This window comes from Paenibacillus sp. FSL R5-0713 (assembly GCF_037973325.1).
Taxonomy (GTDB): domain Bacteria; phylum Bacillota; class Bacilli; order Paenibacillales; family Paenibacillaceae; genus Paenibacillus.
Genome location: NZ_CP150229.1, coordinates 4,782,879 through 4,799,585 on the forward strand (window position 1 = coordinate 4,782,879; position 16,707 = coordinate 4,799,585).

Below are 16,707 nucleotides of genomic sequence, written 5' to 3' on the forward strand. Positions count from 1 at the left end.
ATCGGGACCATTATATAAAAAAGCAAGCCCAAAGTCAATATTACACCTTATAATTGCCTTCTTGAAGATCACAGTTTGTATCCTTCATAACGCTGGTGCTGTTCAGGATAACCGAAATCGCTCAATTCCTTCCTCCAGGTTATGAATAGTCCAATTCACATGTTCCTGATTGTCATATTGCCGATAAGCGCACTCAATGCGCAGCACCAGATCAAAGTACAAGTCATACAGACTTCTTCTTTTTAGCTCACTTTCAGTCGTAATCGCACGCCCATAACCTTTCACAAAACCGGGTGTATAGTTAAAATGACTGAAATAATGCTCCATCAGAGGGTCTGCCCACAGTGAACGTTCAAAATCAATAATTGCTGTGATGCGACCTTTGTCTACTAGAATATTTCCATCCCATAGATCCCAGCTGACAAGAAGAGGTTCTTTTACATCGTCCAACACATCCGATTTCTCTTCAATCAAACGTCTCAATTCAGAGTGATCCATCGAAAATGTAATCCCGGCTTCTTCCCCATCGGCAAGAACGTCTTCCATCAGGTTCATAAATGCTTCTTTCCATGTGGAATAACGCTGTTTTTGCTCTGAGAAATATCCGAACTTCTCGCCCTTGATTTCATTTATTCGACGATTGTAACGCCCCAGTTGTTGTTCAACGGCTTCCTGCTCTTCCGCAGAATACTGATCCTTGACCTGATTATAGGGTGTTCCAGACATGTACTCCATGATAAAATACCGCGCTGAAGCCATGGTTAACGAATCATCATAAACCAGAACTTTGGGTACGGGAACATCCTTCAACTCGCCGATGAGACGCAGTGCCTCGACCTCAGCAATCATCAGATCCTGCTCACAGCGCATCAGATTGGTGGAAGCCGAAGGGGCAATTTTGAGTACCACTTGCTGTTGGTCACTCAATGTAATGAGATATGCATGATTGGCCCAGCCATCCACCATTTCCTTGTAGTCCTGTATACTTGCAGATAGATGCTGCTCGATTATGGCATTTATTTGTTCTGACGAGAGTCTTGTTTTATATGTACTTTCCACTTCCACACCTCACCTCGACTATTGGTTTCCATAGAAAACGCTTTCTATCCGACTATTATCGCCTCCTTTACTTTAGCTGGCAATACTTTTTGTCACGCTCTTGGGTCTTTCCAAGCATTTCTTCGCCCGATCACAGAAACATGTCAATCCATCTTTACGAGAAATAAAAAAACTGCCCCCATACAACATAAGGAACAGTTTTTATCTTTTATACTTACTTCACAGCAACGTAGAACAAGCGCTGTGCGCTGTCTCCTGCCTCTTTCCATTCAAAATCCGCATATACCTTCACATCTCTAAAACCTGCCTTGGATAACTCCAGCTTCATCCAGTCCGGGTTATATGCACGTTGGACATGAACTTCTTCAAACCGCTGATACATATCCTTGCTGCCGTCATCCACACGTGAAAAAATACTGAGATGATGCTCAATCTCACAGCGATCCTGGTCCAAATCACAAGTCCAAATATAAGATACGGAGCGCTCATCAAGCACAAAAGGCTGCTCCTCATCATAACGGATAAGCGTATTGGGATGATGCACATCAAACAAAAACGTTCCATCCGGCTTCAGCATCTCATATGTCCGCTGGAATGTTCGAACGACATCTTCTTGTTCAAGCAGATAATTGACGCAATCGCAGAATGATATCACCGAATCCACAGGTTCCGGAACTCGCCAGTCTCGCATATCCTGCTGCACCCAACGTACGCTGCCTTCCCGATACAAGCGATGACCCTGAGGCGTAGCCTCCATCTTGCTGCGCGCAACCGACAGCATATCTGCTGACAGGTCAATGCCTGTAACTTCGAAACCGGAGTTCACGAGCGGGATTGTAATAGAGCCCGTTCCACAGCCAAGTTCAGCGACACTTTTGGGCATTCCATGCTGTTCCCATGCTGTTCTTGCAAACCTTATCCAGTCCGGATAAGGCATATCTTCCATTAATTCATCGTAGACATAGGCAAATTTCCGGTAAGACATGTCAGGCACCGCACTTTCAATTTCATTTTTCAAACCTCGCTAACAAAAGAAAAAGCAGGGGTATCCGGTATTTACCCAGCCTATCCCTGCCTTCTCCGAGTTTCATATTACGAAATATTCAATCAAAAAAATTAATTGTTTTCATTCTGTTCCTTAGGAGCAGATTCGGACAGATACGTCCAGCTTTCCTTTTGGACCACCAATCCGTCCTTCATCAATTTTCCCAAGGCACGCTTGAACGCAGACTTACTGATCCCAAAGCGCTGCTTGATGATATCCGGCGGAGTTGCATCCGAGTAAGGCATGCCGCCCATAGGACGCTCTTTCATAAAGGCGAGAAGCTTGTCTGCATCTTCGTTACGTCCAACTTGTTTGAGCTGAGTCATGGCCAGATTCACACGTCCGTCTTCACGTACCAGTGTCACTCGACACTTCACTTTCTCACCAAGACGCAGCATATGACTACGTTCAGATGAATGAATCATGCCAATTGCCCCAAAGCCAAGTACACCGCCCTCTACAAGTACAAAAGTACCCATCTGCAGTGGCTTGTATACCGTCGCTTCAACCCACTCGTTTAACCATGAAGTTGGCGCATGGAAAGCCAATGGTGAAAGTTCACGTTCCCCGGCCAATTTGGCACGCAGACGTCCTTGCTTATCATGTTCCATGATGACAAAGACTTCATCCCCCACTTGAGGACGCAGTTCTTCCAGTTCAGGCAATTCACGAATAGGAAGCAGCAATTGCCGTCCAAGTCCCATTTCCAGGAAACAGCCCAGTCGTGGGTGAACATCAGCCACAACCAGTCGTGCCATTTCGCCAAGCATGAGATAAGGCTTCTTCATCGTTACAGCCAGACGATCTTCCGTATCAAAGAATACAAAGACCTCAAGTGTCTCACCAATCTTAATATCCCGTGTTAGCTCGGTGTAGTGAAGCAGTACATCTTCCGATCCTGTCGTCAAAAAGAAACCAAACGGAGACACTTCACGTGACACCGACAAAGAGACGACTGTTCCAGCAATCAAACTCATACCATTTCCACCACTTTGGCATCAGACCATAAACGTTCAATGTTGTAGTATTCACGCTCGTCGCGGTGGAAGATATGAACAACTACATCGCCCATGTCCATCAGTACCCAACGTGCGGAATCCATACCTTCGATACCTTTGATCGTCGCTCCAGCTGCATGAGCCTGTTTGCGAATCTCAGTGGCAATGGCCTGTACCTGTGTATCGGAATTCCCGTGACAAATAACAAAATAATCGGCCACCAGGGAAACATTAATCAGATCCAACGCTACAATATTGGATGCCTTTTTGTCGTCAGCGGCAGCAACCGCCATATTCATAAGTTCTTTCGATGATACTGTCATGAACCAACCTCCATAATCTATATTTGTGTGTTCAAAAAGATCCTTTATAATCAAAAGTGGACTTTTTGAACAACTATAATTGAGTAATCAAGTCATTGCGTGACAACACGGTTAACGGATAAATAACACGGCGCTGCGAAATCAGCAAGCTGATCGTCGAATCGAATCCGGCAATTAATCCTTCCTCCAGACTATGTTCAGCCTGTTCGCGAATGTGATCCACTCCCGGGAAATCTCGTCCCGGTTCAATATAATCGGCAAGACACACCACTTTGTCCAGCAGGCTCATGCCTACCCGACCCGAGGTATGCCACCGGATGGCATTAATAACTTCGGAATCCTCTACACCGTAATCACGCTCGGCTACAAAAGCACCGACTTCGGAATGCCAGAGCTGTTTGTCATGCTGCAGAAGTTCCTGGTTTAATCCGTTATCACGGATTACCGCTTCCATCTCCGCTACGGGCCAATACTTCGCCACATCATGCAATATCGCTGCCAGATCCGCTTTTACAGGATCAGCACCGTATTTTTCAGCCAGCATCACAGCCGACTCCATCACGCCAAGTGTATGTTTCCAGCGTTTCTCCGGCATTTGTCCGGATACGGCTTGAATCAGTTCATCACGGCTTAGTCCCATATAAACCGCTCCTTACAATGTATTGGTGCACTTCATCAGGAATCATGAAGCGCACCGAATGTCCTTTGGCAAGACGTCTGCGTACGGCTGTCGATGAAATATCCACCAAAGGCATCTCGGCCAGTAGGACCCGATCCTGCAACTCGTCTGGTAGATCATCCAGATGTAACTGGAAGCCCGGTCGACCAACCCCGATAAAGGTTAGGCGTTCTGCAAGTTCTTCAATCTGCTCCCATTTGGGAAGATAGTTCACCATATCCGCCCCGATAATGAAATAGAATTCATGTTCAGGATGGCGACGCCACAATTCCTTCATCGTATCGATTGTATAAGACACTCCGCCAAGTTCCATCTCGATATCCAGCACCTCATATTGCTCAACACCCCTCACAGCGGCTTCCGTCATATCGAGACGTTGCTGTCCCGAAGCTCCGGCGCCACGTTTGTGAGGTGGAACATGGGAAGGCATGAACCAGATCTCATCCAGTGCATGCGAATCCCTTGCCGCTTCAGCTGCCAGGAGGTGTCCCATGTGGATCGGATCAAACGTACCACCCATGATACCGATCTTCACCCGCGTCACACTCCCTTATCTAGGTAGTTCGATTTGTTTGTTATCGCGCGATTCTTTGTACAGGATGATTGTGTTACCGATGACTTGTACAAGCTCACTTCCCGTTTCACGGGCAACTTCTTCAGCCATCTCTTTTCTGTCCTCATCATTGTTGTTGAGCACTTGCACTTTCATCAATTCGCGCTTCTCAATCGCATCTTCGATGTGACGGAACAGGTGTTCATTCGTTCCACCTTTACCAATCTGAAATACAGGGGTCAGATGATGTGCCTGTGACCGCAAAAAGCGCTTTTGTTTACCGTTTAACATGAATACTCCATACTCCTTATGTTGAGCAGGCCCTGATCGACAGCACAAAAACTGTCCGGACCTGACCATTCAATTATTATTTTTCACTGGTGAAAATGATCACTGAGACACAAGGTGACTCCGATTGCAGTACCATCTTCCGATCGCTGTTATCCCCAGATTTTTCTGATCCCTTTTCACAAAGGGAAAATCCGGTTATAGCTTATGCTTCCGAAGCAGCTTTCTTGCAGAAAGCTTTTAAGCGACCACTCCGTTTCTTGAGATTGGTTCTGCACTCGTCGTCTGCCTGTACTCTTAATATCATTTTCACACTTCAAAACTGTTTAACACCGCTCGTCTCATCGTCTCCACAGGAGCCGGAATGCCGAGCCAATGTTCAAAGGCCACTGCGCCCTGGTATACAAACATACCCAGACCACCGTGCACCGTACATCCACGCATCCGTGACTCCCGAAGGAGACGGGTCTCCAACGGATTGTAGATCAGATCACTTACCGCTGCTCCTTCACGAATCAATGAAGGGTCAACCGGTACGTCATCAACATGCGGATGCATTCCGGCAGACGTTGTGTTAATCACGATATCAGCCGTAGCCAGTACATTCGCAACTTCTTCCATGCCACTGCCCGAGATTTCTCCCAGACCATGGCCCCGTAAATCCGAAGCAAGTGCAATAGCCCTGTCCGCTGTACGGTTCAGAATATGGATATGCTCAGTCTTTTCCAGTGCAAGGGCGTATATGACGCCCCGCGCTGCTCCACCTGCTCCAAGTACCGCAATACGTTTGCCCGCAAGCTCAGGTACAGCCTCTTCCTTCAAAGATCGGACATAGCCAATACCATCCGTATTATACCCTGTCAGTGTTCCACCTTCATTGACGATGGTATTCACCGCACCAATCAGGCGAGCACTTTCATCGATCACATCCAGATACTGCATGACCTGCTCTTTGTGCGGGATCGTGACATTGACACCACGATAGCCCAATGCCACAATACCCCGAACTGCGGCTTCCAGTTGATCCGGATGAACATGCAGTGGCATATACATTCCATTCACTCCTGCAGCCAGTAGAGCTGCATTGTGCATTGCCGGAGACTTGGAGTGAGCAATAGGATCACCCATGACACCAAGCAATACGGGAAGTGAAGTGTTGAACTTTTTCTGCTCAGACATAGGTAAGCCTCCGATCCATCTGATGTACAGGTTTTGAGAATTTGTTAGATCAATGATGGACGGATCTGTACACGAATGCCTTTTGGAGCATGAACAGCAACCAGCGCTCCAATATCACCATTGACCTTAATCCAGCCCAGACCAGAGATGAATACATCCGATTGACTGCCGCGTTTGATGCGGAATTCATGTCGGGTCCATTCAGCCATCTCAGCTGCATTCTCACGGGTTGGCGGAGATAACAATTCTCCCAGGTGATCGCGGTACAGGTCGTCTGCACGCTCCAGCTTCGTCCGGTGAATATCAAGCGCAGTGCTGATAAAACACGTGAACGACTGACGATCACCTTCCACAAAGTCAAATCGAGCCATGCCGCCGAAGAACAGCGTCTGACCGGAATTCAACTGATAGACAGCCGGTTTAAGCGGTTTTTCCGGCATGATGGCAGCGAGATCTTTACGTGAAACAATCTCGCTGAAACGCCATGGATATACGATTCCGGGCGTATCTATAATATATTTCCCATCATCCAGCGGAATGTTCACCATATCCAGCGTTGTTCCCGGATAACGGGATGTGGTCAGTTCCTGCTCCAGATCACTGTAATCACGGATCAGACGGTTAATCAATGTGGATTTACCCACATTGGTACCGCCAACCACGTACACGTCACGATCTTCGCGATACGTTCCCACAAGCTCAAGCAGTCGGTCGAAGCCCTGATTTTGCTTCGCACTGCACAAGACGACATCCACGGTGCGCAGACCTTGTTCTTTGGCTTGCTTCTGCACCCAGTTGCGAACCTTGTTCCAGTTGGTTACTTTTGGAAGCAAGTCCGTTTTGTTCACAGCAAGCAACACCGGATTGTTGCCTACAAAACGTTGCAGACCAGAGATAATACTGCCATCAAAGTCAAACAAATCAACGATATGGATGACAAGTGCATCCTTATCCCCGATTTTGCTAAGCAGCGCCAGGAATTCGTCCTGATCCACTGTAACGGATGATGACTCATTGTAATTTTTGATGCGGAAACAGCGCTGGCATATAACCGGTTCACGATCCAGTGCCTTCTCGGGGATGAACCCTGGTAATTCCGAATTTTCTGTTTGCAGATGCACGCCGCATCCGCTGCACCTTACGGCAAGATTGCCGTTATGCGGTTCTGTCATTTCTTCTTTTCCTCCTCAAGCCATAAGCCTTTCCTGCGTAAACTCGTTAGAGCAATCCGTTCCACGCGCCGATTGAAGCGGGTCATAAATCCTTCGTCACCAATGGAGATTGGCAGTACCAGAACGGTGTATAACCCCATCCGGTTCCCTCCATAGACGTCCGTAAGCATCTGATCGCCTACTACAATCGTGTTTTCAGGAGATAACTCCATCATTTTCATTGCTCTACGAAACGGTACATTCGATGGTTTGCGTGCACTATGCACAAACTGGATATCCAGCGGGGTCGCAAATAGGGATACACGATTCAAATTGTTATTGGACACAATCATCAGCTTGAAACCGGCCTCTTTCACACGCGCAAACCATTCAATCAGTTCGGGTGTAGCGTCAGGGGCTTTGGCTCCAACGAGTGTGTTATCCAGATCAGTTATAATTCCACGGTAGCCTTGAGCGTACAGCTCTTCCAGATTAATGTCAAAAACCGTGTCTACACGCAGCTTGGGCATTAACATTTTAAACAAAGAAGTCACCTCAGTTTCATACGACACACTATATCACAAATCCGTCTTTCCTGAAAATGCATACAGCGCCTGATGGCATAGGAAAAAAGGAAAAACGGGACGGGCAACAACTATGCCCGTTCCGCTTTCAATTCTTTTCTCAGCTTCAAGGCAGTCTGATAGACACCCTTCCAGTCGTCGGCAGTTACGGACGCCGGACTGTAACGAGTCTGTTCAAACTTCGTGAGAAGCTCATACAATGTAGCTTCTGCAGCAGGTTTGGCCTGGCTCCAGCGAGCTACTGATTCACGAAGTGTCTCGTCTCCGCTCCGGGTCAGTCCCTTGCGTTTCACATAATGAATCCAACGCTCGGTCTCCGCCACCACCTTCTGTTCAGGACTGAGCGGTCCACCTGTCCGTAAACGAAGCAGGAAGAATCGCATGGAGAAGCGATTACGCCAGAACATGTATGCTACCCACAATACGATAACGGCTCCTGCAGCCCAGATGACAAAAGTCGGGATGGTAGACGCGTTCTGCTCAGGTGCAGGGGTCTGCTCTTCCTCTTGTACCGGCTCCTCTTCAGGCTGTTCTTCAGGCTCATCTACAGGCTGTACGTCAGGCTGTTCCGTAAGCAGTGGCATATCAAAGCCCGGTGTTGCTTCAACAGGAATCCAGCCATACTCACCGAAGTAGACCTCAGCCCAGGAGTGTGCATCTGCATTGGTAACGGTGTAGGTCGTCTCAATCTCCGCGCCAGGTTGACGCGGAGCCTGCATGTCCGAATTGAGGGACAGCTGTCCAGGCGCATAACCTTTAACCCATCTTGCAGGAATGCCCTCCGAGCGCGCCATCATCACCAGCGCCGTGGAGAAGTAGTCACAGTAGCCTTCCATAATATCAAACAGGAAACCTTCCACAAAGTCACTGCTTACTTTTCGAGATAAATCCGGATTGTTCGTGTATTCAAAATTAGTTTGTAAATAGTTTTGCAGTAATGCCACTTTTTCATACGGCGTATTCGCAGATGCCGTTATCTCGGCTGCCAGATTCGAGACCCGGTCAGGGAAACGGGATGGTAACTGCAAGTACATATCATCAGCAGGGTTACTGTTATACAGATCTTCAAAAGACTTTGTACGAAGCTCATCTTCCACAATCACAGGGGCTTCAGATACGATGGTGTACGTCTTGGGATACTGTGGTTGCTGACGGTCTGTCACTACATGCAGTTCAGCCTGTTCTGGATTCCACAACATCCGTTCCGTTCTGCCCTCGCCATTAATCGAGCTCACTTCCGAGATCGAATAAGCACCAAAGAGAATTGGATAGACATTATCGTTTAGCATCGTTACGTTCTGAATCACTTGTTTGGTATTCACATTTCCGGATTGATCGTTCTCCAGAGGCTGTCCTGCTTGAACATTCTCTGTTGCACCCCGTCCACGGTCATCCCAGCCTGTGCCTGTATACTCTGCACGTGTCTCACCGCGCCAGTAACTACGTTCATTGGTCGTGACAGACATGACAGGGGTATAGTCGAAGTTGAATCCGCCACCCAGCTGATTGTCTTCCCTGCTGTATCCCGATTCGGTAGCTGCCGGAATATCAAGGTTTCCGTTACCAACCTGGCTTGTGGAACTTCCGGTATAGTTCCGCCACGCTGTATACGGGTCCGTCAAGGTGGGCGGAATCTCTGGCATGTTGACGCTGGCTACAATAATCAAAGAAAAAATAATGGCAATATTGGCCAGGACTTTATAAGGATAACGGATGATTCGTTTCCAACCTTGTGGATACTGGAGCTGATAGTTACGGAAATGCTGACATACGAGCCATCCCATCCCTGCAAACATCACCCACGCGATTTCAATCCAGAGTGGAATCTGGGTAAAAGAATCGAGAATCCCCATCGAAATGATGTTAACACCCAGAAAAACAAGAATGCGACGTGTTGTGGTCACGAGTCGAAGCGCAGCTTCAAGCATCACCCATGCACACAGGGAGAACCAGATGTAAGGCGTCATATGCAATATGAATTGCTCCGCTCGGTCCGTTAATGAACCGTAAGGGATGTACACCGTATAATCAATTAGCGTTTTATGCAAAATGTAACCAACGACGACCGCCTTGATCATCGCGCGATACATCGTTTTGAAGGGCAGAATGACCTCCAGCACACTGACCGCTGCAAGTGTCCATAACACGAGAGACGTTGTCTCCGTATACCACGATTCCTGCGTAAATGAAATCCACTGCATGCCAATCAGGAAAATCCAGAGCAATGACGCTGCATGATACCAAGATCGTTTGCCTGCAACACTTTCATTTCCTTTTGTACTCATACAGAACCTCCCCCCATCACCGTTGGAAGCTCCTGCAAGTGAGAAACCGTGAATGACCTCGTGCCTCTTCCACGCAACATCGCATTCCACTCCGCACTACGGCGGGATTCACTGGTATCCATCAGAATATGACATGGCGTCATGCCCCGCGTATCAGCCCAGCGCAACAGTTCCAATATCTTTTCATCCTTCTGGGGAGAAATCACAACAAAGTAAGCTCCCTGAGGCAATTGACGTGCGATTCTTTCCACTCCAGGCAACAGATGAGTGTCCTGACCGTTGTATTGAATGTCTACCAGATGATGCATCATCTTCTGTCGTTCCAGCTGACTTTCACTGGGGGCCATGTAAGAGGTCTCGTCTGACAATGTCAACAATCCCATTCCCATCCGTTCCCTCGCACCATACTCCAGCAGTGAGGCAGCTGTGGACACGGCAATTTCAAAAGCATCCCCATGTTCATAACTTGATGCCAGCGCATCCAGAACCAGAATGGTTTTGGGCACAGACTCATGTTCAAACTCCTTGGACTTCCAGTTCCCTGTCTTTGCCGTAGCATTCCAGTGAATGCGGGAAAGTCGATCTCCGTATACGTAGTCACGTACACCATTGATCTGAGTGGTCTCTCTCCGTGAACGGGTTAACGCCGTCTGAGGACCAGATAACCGTGATTTGCGGTCGTAGAGCTGCCAATATGGAATAAATACCGTTCTTGGCAGTACGCGAAACTCACCTTTAGCCTTAAACTTTCCTCGATGTTCAATCAGTCCGAATATGTCCTCACTGGCACATTCCGTTTCTGAGAACACGTACTTCCCCCGCTCAAGTGGCGGTGTCTGGAATGACAACTCCCCATTACCTCGCATATTGGGAATCAAACTTTCCTTGAACGACCACGATTCTCCATTATGCCGATGCAGCATTTCACGTACAACCACATAGGGAAGCGGAAGGAATCCCGGAATGGTCAGACTCAACTGTACTTGAACCTGATCACCTGCATGAAGCAGTTCTTCATGGTCCGGACCAGAAGATAGCCTACGCACTCCCTGAGCACGTCGTACACCGCTAAATCCAGCGATAGCAAGATACACACAGAGCAGGGTCACCATCGAAAGTAACATTAGGGATGTCTTCCCGCCCTGGAACAAAACATAAGCCAGACAGCACATCCACACCATTGCGATGCTCCATACGCGTGGGTGGCGCAGCCCTCTATTGACTGTACTCAAAAGCTGCTTCATGAACTATTGCCCCATGGAGACGGGCACGCGTACTTGCTGCAGCACGGCATTCAGAACTGCTTCGGAACTCATACTGTCCAGTCTCGATTCGGGACGAAGCACAATACGATGAGAGATCACATAAGGGGCCATCGTCTTCACATCATCCGGGAGCACATAATCACGTTCCTGCAAGAAAGCAAAGGCTTTTACCGCCATCATGAAGGATATGGCTGCCCGTGGGCTGGCACCCAGCAATACGGATGGATGGGAGCGGGTTTGACGAACAACATCCAGCAGATAGTCCATGACCGGATCACCGATAAAGACTTCCTTGATCTCCTGCTGGATTGCCGAGATCTGGTCCATATGGGTGACGGATTCGAGACGATCTACAGGCTGGCCGGACTGATGCGTTTTCAGCAGGGTTTTCTCGATTTCTTTATCCGGATAACCAAGGCTTATTTTCAACATAAACCGGTCTAATTGTGCTTCCGGCAACGTGTATGTGCCTTCAAAATCAATCGGATTCTGAGTTGCACAGAGCATGAACGGATGTGGCAGATCATACGTATCGCCATCCACGGTTACACTGCGTTCCTCCATGACTTCAAGCAATGCTGACTGAGTTTTCGTAGTGGCCCGGTTAATCTCATCAGCCAGCAGGATGTTGGTCATCACGGGACCTGGACGGAAATAAAAACGTTCATCCTTCGGATGGAACACGGATACGCCCGTAATATCACTGGGTAAAATATCAGGATTACATTGAATGCGTCGGTACTCTCCGCGCATGGATTTCGATAATGCCTTGATCAACTGCGTTTTGCCAGTTCCCGGTACGTCTTCGATCAGAACGTGCCCGCCTGCAAGCAAAGCTGTAAGTAAAAGTTGAATTTCAAAGGATTTCCCCATAATGCAGGATTCCAGATTCGAACGAACTGCGGATATGATTTGGATCGACTCTTTGCGCACAGGCATGTGGTCTAACCTCCTAAAAAAGCATACAGATTTCCTTTTATTGTACATGATCCACGGGCGTGAGTACACTCGAAGGAACTCACAATTTGTTTCCAGCCCGTCAGATTCACCGCAGTTCTCGCATGAATACGACAAAAAAGGCCCGGATAGAAGTAATCCGAAGCCTTTGGTGAATCAAAATCAGGTTCAAGTGAATTTGTCATATGAAGTTAGCCTTTTGGACGAACCACCAATGCCGCCAAAAAAGAAAAGATGATCGCTGACGATATTCCCGCCGCTGTCAGATCAAATATCCCGGTGATCACCCCGATCCATCCCTCTTTCTCAAGTTCAGTCAATGCTCCATGTACCAAGGAGTTACCGAAACTTGTTATAGGAACAGAAGCACCTGCACCTGCAAACTTAACCAAAGGATCATAAAGACCGAGTGCATCCGCAACCGCCCCTGCCACAACAAGTGTACTCATGGTATGTGCCGGTGTAAGTTTGACACCATCCATTAGAAGCTGTCCTACAACACAGATCAAACCGCCAACGATAAATGCCCACAAGAACTGCATTCCATTAACCCTCCTTCTCTATAGCTACGGCATGTGCGATACAAGGAATAGTTTCACCCTGCTGATACGAGAGCGGTGACAAGAGTGCACCCGTAGCCACAACGAGTACCCGTTTGAGATCACCCTTCTGCATCCGATTCAAAATGTGACCGTAGGTTACCGTGGCAGAACATCCGCAGCCACTTCCTCCTGCAACAACATAAGGCTGTTTCTCCCGATCATAGATCATCAATCCGCAATCATTGAACACCGTCTGTTCCATGGGGAGACCTTCTTTTTGCAAAAGCTCTTTGGTAATCGGCAGACCGACAGAAGCCAGATCCCCGGTCACAATAAGATCGTAATAACCAGGCTCCAGTCCCGTATCCCTGAAATGAGAGATCAGGGTGTCGGCGGCTGCCGGTGCCATCGCTGAACCCATGTTGAAGGGATCTTTGATTCCCAAATCCATGATCCTACCAATGGTAGCCTTGGTCACTACTGGACCATCACCTGTACGGGACACCACACCACACCCTGAACCCGTAACGGTATATTGCGCATAAGGCGGCTTCTGAGAGCCATACTCCGTCGGATAACGAAATTGCTTCTCAACCGTGCAGTTGTGACTGACCGTACCTGCAAGGACATAATCGCCAGCTCCCGAGTCCACAATCATGGATGCCAGCGCCAACGTTTCCATAGAAGTTGAACAAGCTCCGAAGACACCAAGGTAAGGCACACCCAATTTTCTCGCTGAAAATGAACTGCTGATAATCTGATTCATCAGATCTCCACCAACAAAAAAGTGTAGCTCTTCCTTGGTGATGTTTGCATTAATCAAAGCGAGTTGGGAAGCCTGTTCGAGCAGTTTGCGTTCTCCCTTCTCCCACGTCTTCTCACCGATCTCAAGGTTGTCATAGATGTAATCAAAATCTGATGACAAGGGACCTTTGCCTTCATCTGGTCCTACTACTGCCGCCTTGCCGATAATTCGCGGACGATTCTCAAATTGCCACGTTTGGCGACCCAATCGCTTCACAGGTGTCCACCTCCAAATCCCAAAAAGGCGTACACGATGCCTACAACAAATGCTGCCACGACACCAAACACGATAACGGAACCAGCAAGTTTGAACATGTTGGCCCCAACCCCAAGTACCAACCCTTCAGCACGATGTTCAAGTGCAGCAGAGCACATGGAATTGGCAAATCCGGTTACCGGCACAGCCGTTCCTGCTCCTGCCCATTGAGCCATTTTATCGTATACCCCAAGACAAGTCAGAATAACGGATATGAGAATCATGACCGCCACCGTAGGATTGGAAGCTTCCTTCGATGTCATGTCGAAACCGGCCATGAAAGCCTCTTGAATGGCCTGTCCTATCAAGCAGACGGTACCTCCAACCAGAAATGCCTTGAGGCAGTTCTTCAGGATTGGACGAGGCGGTTCATGTTTTTTCGCAACTTTTTTGTACTCCTTTTCATCCATGGACAGGGACGACGTTTTTTTTTCGCTTCCTGATGCAGATTGAGCTGGCAAGATGCAAGACCTCCTCTATGTCAAAATGGTTCAAAGCTACGGCTGAATGCCAATGTGTATAATCTTATATTCAGTGTTTGTTAATCATCGGAAGGTTATGTATCCGGCGACAGACAGCATATGTTTCCAACAAGATCATACGGTGGAAACAGGTTGGAGATCCGCCGGATTTGAAGGCTCATAGATACGTTCTATAAATAAAGAAGAACAATCACGAGCAAGATAAAAAGAACGATGAACAGTACTTTTTCCGTGCCCTCTTCCGGAGGCTTCATTGGATAGTTAGCTCCTTCCTGTATGAGACAAGGAAATATTGAGTATATAAACTTCACAAAATGATGACATCCCCTCTGTATATTCATATTCATTGAAGTAGCTCCAGGTCTGCGGCTACCGCGGATAAAATCATGAAACATGGGTAAGACAAGCGCCCAAAACATGCCTTAAATACGTGACATAAACATGGACAATCACTTGCGCAAGGTTCATACTGTAATGTGACCAGTGGTTAAATAACAAGTCCTCCGCATAATCAGATGCGTGTTCAAAAAAGTCTGATTTTGAACTACATCTAAAAGGACAACAGGCGGGTAGCCGTTCTACTGTGACCTGAAATACATACCAACAGAGGAGTTGTTGACACATGAATGAAAAAACGATGGATATGTTTCGCACGTTGACGGAGTTTCCCTCCGCATCCGGTTTTGAACGTGAGCTTCGCGGCTGGATGAAAGAGCAGCTTTCCGCTTATACGGATGAGTTCGTCCAGGATCGCCTAGGGAGTCTATTTGGTGTTTTACGGGGAGAGGAATCCGGTCCTAAAGTTATGGTTGCCGGACACTTTGACGAAGTTGGTTTCATGACTACGGGCATTACCGAAACAGGTATGATCAAATTCCGTCCACTGGGTGGATGGTGGAGTCAGGCTGTACTTTCTCAACGATTGGAAATCATCACACCTGATCGTCGGATTACCGGAGTTGTAGGTTCCACACCTACACACTTGCTGGACGAGTCCCAGCGGAACAAACCTGTTGATCTGAATTCCATGTATCTCGATATTGGAGCAGACAACCGTGCCGAAGCAGAATCCTGGGGCATTCATCCAGGGATGCAGATTGTGCCAATCTGTGAATTCACGCCGATGGCGAACCCGAAAAAAATCATGGCCAAAGCGTGGGATAATCGTTACGGCGTAGGTCTTGCACTTGAACTGGTTGAAGCGTTACACAAGGAAAAACTGCCAAACACACTTTATGCTGGTGCAACGGTTCAGGAAGAACTGGGGCTTCGCGGTGCACGTACGGCGGCCAATCTGATTCAGCCTGATATCTTCTTCGCGCTTGACTGTAGCGCGGCGAATGATATGACAGGTGACAAACAGTCATTTGGACATATCGGAGAAGGAGCATTACTTCGTATTTTTGACCCGGGTATGTTCACTCATCGCGGAATGGTGGAATATGTTCAAGATACGGCTTCATCGAATCAGATCAAAATGCAGTATTTCATCTCACCAGGCGGTACTGATGCAGGTCAAGTTCACCTGAGCGGCATTGGTGTGCCCTCAACAGTGATTGGGATCTGTGCACGTTATATCCATACCTCTTCTTCCATCATTCATACGGATGACTACGATGCGGCCAAAGAATTGATTGTAAAACTCGTTAAAGGTCTTGATCGGACAACGATGAATACCATTATTGATAACGCGTAGTTCAGTTACATGGAAAACACTTAAATAATTATGCCTGAAAGAGATGTCCCGTCAGACCGGGATGTCTCTTTTTTTGGTTTAATCAACTAGATTAATAGGTCGAACATTATGGAGAATGCCACATAAGATATACGATAATGGAAGATCAATAACCAAACACCAACCAGTGGGGGACCTGTTATGGCAGTGGGAAGAAACGGAAAATCGAATAAAGGTTCTAACAAAAAACCAAACGCTGCTAATACCCTCCTTAATGGAAACCTCAAGGGAAAAAATCTCGAATTGATTGTAGCAGCGCTATTGGTGAGCGGAAAGTTGAGAGTGGATGCTGTCACGTTGTTTCGTGAGGCTACATTGGTTGTGGAATTGGTTGGTCAATATAAAACACTTCGAAAGGTCACACCCTCCAATTCAGACAAACTGGTACAATTCCTGGATGAAACCGGCGGCGATATGACGCTGAATGATGTTATACAGGCATTTCAACAGAGAATCAATTCCTAATCGCCAAGAAATGAGGTGGACATCATGTCCGAGTTTGACGGAACCGGGTTTGCCGAA

Annotated in this window: 18 protein-coding genes; 2 read left to right on the forward strand and 16 right to left on the reverse strand. The window is 47.6% G+C overall.

From position 1 onward, the window contains the following. Positions 1-102: 102 nt before the first annotated feature. The 16 genes from MKZ12_RS21325 to spoVAC form a co-directional block, all read right to left on the reverse strand. Positions 103-1,059 (reverse strand): aminoglycoside phosphotransferase family protein, encoded by a 957-nt coding sequence (locus MKZ12_RS21325; protein WP_339236107.1) that lies wholly within the window; start codon positions 1,057-1,059, stop codon positions 103-105. A 214-nt stretch (positions 1,060-1,273) separates the two neighbouring features. Next, positions 1,274-2,044, reverse strand: coding sequence for a class I SAM-dependent methyltransferase (locus MKZ12_RS21330; protein ID WP_339236110.1), 771 nt, complete (start codon positions 2,042-2,044; stop codon positions 1,274-1,276). Positions 2,045-2,175: 131 nt separating this feature from the next. Continuing rightward, positions 2,176-3,081, reverse strand: coding sequence for a S1-like domain-containing RNA-binding protein (locus MKZ12_RS21335; protein WP_339256511.1), 906 nt, complete (start codon positions 3,079-3,081; stop codon positions 2,176-2,178). Next, positions 3,078-3,425: a ribosome silencing factor gene (rsfS, locus tag MKZ12_RS21340; protein WP_253439462.1), complete on the reverse strand. Its 348-nt coding sequence runs from the start codon at positions 3,423-3,425 to the stop codon at positions 3,078-3,080. Before rsfS ends, MKZ12_RS21335 begins: the two co-directional genes overlap by 4 nt. A 73-nt stretch (positions 3,426-3,498) precedes the next feature. Next, positions 3,499-4,065, reverse strand: coding sequence for a bis(5'-nucleosyl)-tetraphosphatase (symmetrical) YqeK (gene yqeK / locus MKZ12_RS21345; protein WP_339256513.1), 567 nt, complete (start codon positions 4,063-4,065; stop codon positions 3,499-3,501). Continuing rightward, on the reverse strand, positions 4,049-4,639 hold the full coding sequence (locus MKZ12_RS21350; RefSeq protein WP_339256515.1) for a nicotinate-nucleotide adenylyltransferase: 591 nt from the start codon (positions 4,637-4,639) through the stop codon (positions 4,049-4,051). The genes yqeK and MKZ12_RS21350 overlap by 17 nt, the downstream gene beginning before the upstream one ends. A gap of 15 nt (positions 4,640-4,654) precedes the next feature. After that, complete coding sequence (gene yhbY / locus MKZ12_RS21355) at positions 4,655-4,948, reverse strand: ribosome assembly RNA-binding protein YhbY (RefSeq protein WP_063567269.1); 294 nt, start codon at positions 4,946-4,948, stop codon at positions 4,655-4,657. 306 nt (positions 4,949-5,254) lie between these two features. Further along, positions 5,255-6,124, reverse strand: a complete 870-nt coding sequence (gene aroE / locus MKZ12_RS21360; protein WP_339256517.1) for a shikimate dehydrogenase — start codon at positions 6,122-6,124, stop codon at positions 5,255-5,257. Between the two features lie 44 nt (positions 6,125-6,168). Next, on the reverse strand, positions 6,169-7,296 hold the full coding sequence (yqeH, locus tag MKZ12_RS21365) for a ribosome biogenesis GTPase YqeH (RefSeq protein WP_249912122.1): 1,128 nt from the start codon (positions 7,294-7,296) through the stop codon (positions 6,169-6,171). Next, complete coding sequence (locus tag MKZ12_RS21370) at positions 7,293-7,820, reverse strand: YqeG family HAD IIIA-type phosphatase (RefSeq protein ID WP_036615148.1); 528 nt, start codon at positions 7,818-7,820, stop codon at positions 7,293-7,295. The genes yqeH and MKZ12_RS21370 overlap by 4 nt, the downstream gene beginning before the upstream one ends. Positions 7,821-7,930: 110 nt before the next feature. Continuing rightward, positions 7,931-10,144, reverse strand: coding sequence for a transglutaminase domain-containing protein (locus tag MKZ12_RS21375; RefSeq protein ID WP_339256519.1), 2,214 nt, complete (start codon positions 10,142-10,144; stop codon positions 7,931-7,933). Beyond that, the gene (locus tag MKZ12_RS21380; RefSeq protein ID WP_339256521.1) at positions 10,141-11,388 is read right to left on the reverse strand and encodes a DUF58 domain-containing protein; all 1,248 of its coding nucleotides are present in this window, start codon (positions 11,386-11,388) and stop codon (positions 10,141-10,143) included. Before MKZ12_RS21380 ends, MKZ12_RS21375 begins: the two co-directional genes overlap by 4 nt. Before the next feature lie 3 nt (positions 11,389-11,391). Next, the gene (locus tag MKZ12_RS21385) at positions 11,392-12,348 is read right to left on the reverse strand and encodes a MoxR family ATPase (protein WP_253439472.1); all 957 of its coding nucleotides are present in this window, start codon (positions 12,346-12,348) and stop codon (positions 11,392-11,394) included. A gap of 209 nt (positions 12,349-12,557) precedes the next feature. Beyond that, positions 12,558-12,908 (reverse strand): stage V sporulation protein AE, encoded by a 351-nt coding sequence (spoVAE, locus tag MKZ12_RS21390; RefSeq protein WP_091028336.1) that lies wholly within the window; start codon positions 12,906-12,908, stop codon positions 12,558-12,560. Positions 12,909-12,912: 4 nt separating this feature from the next. Next, positions 12,913-13,929 carry a stage V sporulation protein AD gene (gene spoVAD / locus MKZ12_RS21395; protein ID WP_339236134.1) on the reverse strand — a complete coding sequence of 339 codons (1,017 nt, stop codon included), beginning with the start codon at positions 13,927-13,929 and terminating at the stop codon, positions 12,913-12,915. Beyond that, the gene (gene spoVAC, locus MKZ12_RS21400) at positions 13,926-14,378 is read right to left on the reverse strand and encodes a stage V sporulation protein AC (RefSeq protein WP_145324195.1); all 453 of its coding nucleotides are present in this window, start codon (positions 14,376-14,378) and stop codon (positions 13,926-13,928) included. The genes spoVAD and spoVAC overlap by 4 nt, the downstream gene beginning before the upstream one ends. Before the next feature lie 694 nt (positions 14,379-15,072). On the opposite strand from spoVAC, the gene MKZ12_RS21405 reads away from it, so the two are divergent. Together MKZ12_RS21405 and MKZ12_RS21410 are read left to right on the forward strand one after the other, a co-directional pair. Continuing rightward, positions 15,073-16,146, forward strand: a complete 1,074-nt coding sequence (locus tag MKZ12_RS21405) for a M42 family metallopeptidase (RefSeq protein WP_339236137.1) — start codon at positions 15,073-15,075, stop codon at positions 16,144-16,146. Positions 16,147-16,326: 180 nt separating this feature from the next. After that, complete coding sequence (locus MKZ12_RS21410; RefSeq protein ID WP_339256524.1) at positions 16,327-16,650, forward strand: hypothetical protein; 324 nt, start codon at positions 16,327-16,329, stop codon at positions 16,648-16,650. Positions 16,651-16,707 lie beyond the last annotated feature (57 nt).

Bases quoted from the DNA above. Each gene is read 5' to 3' on its own strand.
- spoVAE (WP_091028336.1), bottom strand. From the start codon at position 12,908: ATGCAGTTCTTGTGGGCATTTATCGTTGGCGGTTTGATCTGTGTTGTA.
- MKZ12_RS21410 (WP_339256524.1), top strand. From the start codon at position 16,327: ATGGCAGTGGGAAGAAACGGAAAATCGAATAAAGGTTCTAACAAAAAA.
- yhbY (WP_063567269.1), bottom strand. From the start codon at position 4,948: ATGTTAAACGGTAAACAAAAGCGCTTTTTGCGGTCACAGGCACATCAT.
- spoVAC (WP_145324195.1), bottom strand. From the start codon at position 14,378: ATGGATGAAAAGGAGTACAAAAAAGTTGCGAAAAAACATGAACCGCCT.
- MKZ12_RS21405 (WP_339236137.1), top strand. From the start codon at position 15,073: ATGAATGAAAAAACGATGGATATGTTTCGCACGTTGACGGAGTTTCCC.
- MKZ12_RS21385 (WP_253439472.1), bottom strand. From the start codon at position 12,348: ATGCCTGTGCGCAAAGAGTCGATCCAAATCATATCCGCAGTTCGTTCG.
- yqeH (WP_249912122.1), bottom strand. From the start codon at position 7,296: ATGACAGAACCGCATAACGGCAATCTTGCCGTAAGGTGCAGCGGATGC.
- MKZ12_RS21375 (WP_339256519.1), bottom strand. From the start codon at position 10,144: ATGAGTACAAAAGGAAATGAAAGTGTTGCAGGCAAACGATCTTGGTAT.
- rsfS (WP_253439462.1), bottom strand. From the start codon at position 3,425: ATGACAGTATCATCGAAAGAACTTATGAATATGGCGGTTGCTGCCGCT.
- yqeK (WP_339256513.1), bottom strand. From the start codon at position 4,065: ATGGGACTAAGCCGTGATGAACTGATTCAAGCCGTATCCGGACAAATG.
- MKZ12_RS21335 (WP_339256511.1), bottom strand. From the start codon at position 3,081: ATGAGTTTGATTGCTGGAACAGTCGTCTCTTTGTCGGTGTCACGTGAA.
- MKZ12_RS21380 (WP_339256521.1), bottom strand. From the start codon at position 11,388: ATGAAGCAGCTTTTGAGTACAGTCAATAGAGGGCTGCGCCACCCACGC.
- MKZ12_RS21330 (WP_339236110.1), bottom strand. From the start codon at position 2,044: ATGTCTTACCGGAAATTTGCCTATGTCTACGATGAATTAATGGAAGAT.
- aroE (WP_339256517.1), bottom strand. From the start codon at position 6,124: ATGTCTGAGCAGAAAAAGTTCAACACTTCACTTCCCGTATTGCTTGGT.